General features: G+C 74.7%; 3 protein-coding genes. 2 read left to right on the forward strand and 1 reads right to left on the reverse strand.

What is annotated here, in order from left to right; all coding sequences use genetic code 11:
- Positions 1–300 (forward strand): hypothetical protein (locus VFW24_17645; protein HEX5268593.1); only part of this gene is annotated, 300 nt, incomplete at its 5' end.
- A 448-nt stretch (positions 301–748) separates the two neighbouring features.
- Entirely contained in the window at positions 749–2,053 is a 1,305-nt protein-coding gene (locus VFW24_17650; GenBank protein ID HEX5268594.1) for an MFS transporter, read from the forward strand.
- Between the two features lie 13 nt (positions 2,054–2,066).
- On the opposite strand, the gene VFW24_17655 is transcribed toward VFW24_17650, so the two are convergent.
- On the reverse strand, positions 2,067–4,273 hold a 2,207-nt coding region (locus VFW24_17655; protein HEX5268595.1), incomplete at its 5' end, for a hypothetical protein.

Here is a 4,273-nt window from a genome sequence, read left to right on the forward strand (position 1 = left end):
GACATATGCATGGCCGACGAGGGACGGTCGTTCATCTACCTGCCCTCGCTGAACTACGCCGCGGGAAACCTCGACGCCGTGGGCCAGATGCTGGCCCATCCCCACACCGTGCCCGGCCTCTCCGACGGCGGCGCCCACGCCCGCTACGACCTCCCGGCCGGGGGCAAGCGGCTGTTGCAGTCCGCCGAGGGCTACCTGCACACGTTCGTGGCGGGCACCGAGGTCTACGCCGGCGGCCGGCACACCGGTGAGCTGGTGGGGCGCCTGGTCCGCGGCCCTCAGGCCGCCCCCGCCGCCTGATCCCCATCGCCTGAATCCCGCCGCCACGGCGCGACGGCCCGACGCGGCAATCAGGTGCTTTTCCCCATTGGCCCGCTATGGGCGCGCGCTACAGCCGGATCCAAGAGCCTTCCAAGGGGGGTCCCGCAAGCTGAACACATGGAAAGCGGGATGCGGAACGGGATCCCCGAAAGCTCGAGGGAGGTGAACTGGATGCGTGGAAGCTCTTGGTCGCGGCGTGGTAGCTCGTGGAGTCGGCGCGGTAGCTCCTGGTCCTAGAACCTGCCCTGCTGAGGGCAGGCCCTAGGCCGCCGGTCAGCGCTCTCCGAACTGGCAAGTGGGGTGAGCGCGTGGCCTGTCTCATGTATCGGCAGGCAGAGGAGATCTCTTGATGCCTCTCCTCTCCTCTGCCCGCCGGATGCACCTGATGTCGCAGTCGTCCTGATTATCCGAGTCGGGTTCGTCCCGAGTGAGCGGAGTACCTCTGATGCTGTCGAGCGGACCGCGGGAACTGATCCGGCCCCTGGCCGACCGCAACATCCGCTTGTTGTGGGGGGCGCAGCTGACGAGCGAGCTGGGGGACTGGTCCGCCCGGATCGCCCTCGCCGTCCTCGTCTACTCCCGGACCCACTCCGCCCTGGCGACCGGGCTCGTCACCACCGCCTCGGTCCTTCCCTACGCGCTGCTGGGAACGGTGCTGGCGGCCATGGCCGATCGCCACCCCCGCCGCACCGTGATGGTCATCGCCGACGTGGTGCGGGCCGTGCTCTACGGCCTGATCGCCCTGCCGGGAGTGCCGACGGCGGTGCTGCTCGGCGCCGCCCTCGTGGCCGGGATGGCCACACCCCCCTTCGAAGCCGCCCGCTCGGCGGTCCGCGTGGAGCTGGTGGCCGACGACCGGGCCCTGGGCTCGGTCAGCGCCCTGTACGCGATGACGTCCCAGTTCGGGGTGGCCCTCGGCTTCCTCTGCGGCGGTGGGCTGACCGCCATCCTCGGCGCCAACACGACCCTCGGCCTCAACGCCGGCTCGTTCCTCCTCTCGGCCGCGCTGATCAGCCGGCTGCGGGGCGCACGGGACCGGTCGGCGCCGGAGGCCAGCGCCCGCGAGCACCTCTCAGCAGGCGCCCGGGCCCTGTGGGGTGACCCGCTGCTCCGCCGCTGCCTCCTGCTCGGCGTGGTGGCGGCGCTGGCCGGCACGGTCCCCGAGTCGCTGGGGGCCGTCTACGCGCGGGGGTCGGCGGGCCACGCCGGCGTCCTGCTCGCCGCCGGTCCCATCGCCATGATCGTGGTCAGCCCCTGGCTGCCGACCGTGGGGGACCACGCCCGCCTGGTCCGCATCGCCAGCGGGGTCCTACTCGCCGGCGCCCTGGTCGGCCTGATCGGCTTCACCTTCGGCACCTTCTTCCCCCTGGCCCTGGTGGGCTGGGCGGGGGCGGGCATCGGCTTCGCGGTCGTGGTCCCCGCCGGCCCCGTCGTCGCCCGCCGGCTCCCCGCCGAGGGCCGGGCGGCGGCCTTCGGCCTGCTGCAGTCGGCCATGCTCGGGGGGTACTGCGTGGCCGGGGCCGCCGGTGGCGCCGTGGCCGGGGTCATCGGCGTGCTGCCGACGTGCGTGGCCGTCAGCTGCCTGGCCATCGCGGTCGGCGGCTACATGACCCTGGTCCGGGTCGAGCCCGCCGGGGACGGGGCCGTCGTGGAGACCGAGCCCGCCACCGAGATCGACATCCGCGAGCTCCCCGCTCCGGAGCCGGTGCTGGTCCTGGCCGACGGGGCGTGACGGTCCGGGGGGCCTAAGGCACCCGGTCCGAACGACGCCGCCCCCACCGCCGCCGGTCGGCGCCGCGCCGGTCGGAGGTCGCGCTCACCTCCACGTCGTCGGCCGGCTCGCGCCGGTCCCCCTGCCGGCGTTTGAGGTTCCGCCGCTCGGGCCCGCTCCACACCGTCGTCGGCGAGCCGAGGATGGCGTCGGGTGCCGCCGACAGCGCGTCGAGGGTCACCAGGTCGATGACGTCGCTGTCCCACGCCCTCGTCCACGCCGGCCCGAACTCGTCGCCGCCCAGGGCCTGCTCCACGGCGGCGGCGGCGAAGTCCCGGTCGCTCTCCTCCACCCTCGTCGGCTCGAGCCCGGCCGCCTGGCGCGTGTAACGGGCCACCAGCATGAGCCGGGCCGCCTGGGGGGGCCGCCCCTCCAGCAGCACCGCCTCGGCCAGGGCCTCCAGGCTGGCCGCCGTCGTCCGGGCGTCCCCGGCCTGGCGCGCCAGCTCCAGGGCCTCCTCGGCCAGGCTGGCCCCGCCCGGGTCGCCGTTGCGGGCCCGCACCCGGGCCAGATACGAGAGGGCCTGGGCCGGGTTCCTCCGGTAGCCGAAGCCCCGGGACGGGCCGATCGAGGCCTGGAGCAGCTCGGCGGCCCGGTCGAGCTGGCCCTGGTGCAGGGCCAAGTGGCCGGCCGTGCACGCGACCGACGCCACGTCCCCGGGGTAGCCGTGGGCTCCCAGCTGCTTGAGGGCCCGTTCGCACAGCTCCTGGGCCTCGTCGAGCTGGCCGCGCTCGAACGCCACCCGGCCGAGCAGCTCGCAGGACTGGCCGATCCCCCGCCCCAGCCCGAGGTTCTCGCACAGCCGGAGGCTCTCCCGGCCCAGCTCCTCGGCCCGTCCGTCGTCCCCGGTGGCCAGGATCAGCGTCCCGAAGTGGCGGGCCGCCTCGGCCTGGCCCCAGGGCTGACCGATGGCCCGGAACCCCACCAGGCTCTCCTCGTACAGCCGGGTGGAGGTCGGCAGATCCCCCTGGTCGCGGGCCAGCCCGGCCAGCATCAGCTTGGCCCCGGCCACACCTTCGGCGTCCCCACACGTCTCGAACAGGGTCAGGTACTGGCCGGCCAGCGCCGCCGCCCGGGTGAGGTCCCCCTTGTCCCAGGCCAGCTGGCCGAGGACCCGGCGGGCGTGGCCCTCCCAGTAGGCGTCGCGACACCGGTGGAAGCCCGCCACCGCGTCCCGGGCGAGGTCCTCGGCGCGCACCCGGTCCGATCCCTCCAGGCGGAGCAGCTCGGCTTCGACCGCGGCCAGATGGGACCGGGACCAGTCGTCCCGCTCACCGAGGACGGAGTGGCCCTCCTCACAGGCCGCCCGGGTGCCCGCCGGGTCGTCGGCCAGGATCGCCAGCCGGGCCGAGCCCACCGCCGCCGCCAGCCGTTCGGCCCGCCCGTGCTCGCCGCGGTCCCCCGCCCGCTCGATCCACGACCGGCCCTCGGCGGGCTCGTCGCGGTAGCGCCAGTAGATCCACAGGCCGGTGGCCAGGCGCATGCCCTCGGCCGGGTCACCCTCGGTGACCAGCCACTCCAGCGCCGCCCGGATGTCGGCGCGGTCGGCGTCCAGCTGGCCCACGCAGGCCGGGGTGTTCGGTCCGTGCAGCTCCGGGACGGCCTGCAGGGCCCGGTCGGTGAAGGCATGGGCGTGGGCGGCCCGGAGGGGAGGCTCCTCGCCGGACTCCGCCAGCCGGTCGAGCCCGAAGTGCCGGATGGTCTCGAGCATGCGGTAGCGCGGCTCACCGTGGGGTCCGTTGACCCGGGTGAGCAGCGACTTGTCGACGAGCTCCCCGCAGAGGCTGGCAACACTGCCGGCGCCCAACGGGGCCGCCGAGCACACCGCTTCCGCCGCGCCCAGGTCGAACTGACCGGCGAACACCGCCAGGCGCCGGAACAGGGCCCGCTCCTCGTCGCTCAGCAGGTCGTGGCTCCACTCGACCGACGCCTCGAGGGTGCGGTGGCGCGGCAGGGCGGCGCGGTCCCCGGTGGTGAGGAGCCGGAAGCGGTCGTCCAGGCGGTCGGCCAGCTGCTGGACGCTCATCGAGCGGAGCCGGGCCGCGGCCAGCTCGATGGCGAGCGGCATGCCGTCCAGGCGCTGGCAGATGCGGACCACCGCGTCGGCATTGGACTCCGTCACCTCGAAACCGGGCCAGGCCGTGTCGGCCCGCTCGGCAAAGAGGCGGGTGGCGTCGGAGT

The sequence above is a fragment of the Acidimicrobiales bacterium genome, from assembly GCA_036273495.1.
Taxonomy (GTDB): Bacteria; Actinomycetota; Acidimicrobiia; order Acidimicrobiales; family JAJPHE01; genus DASSEU01.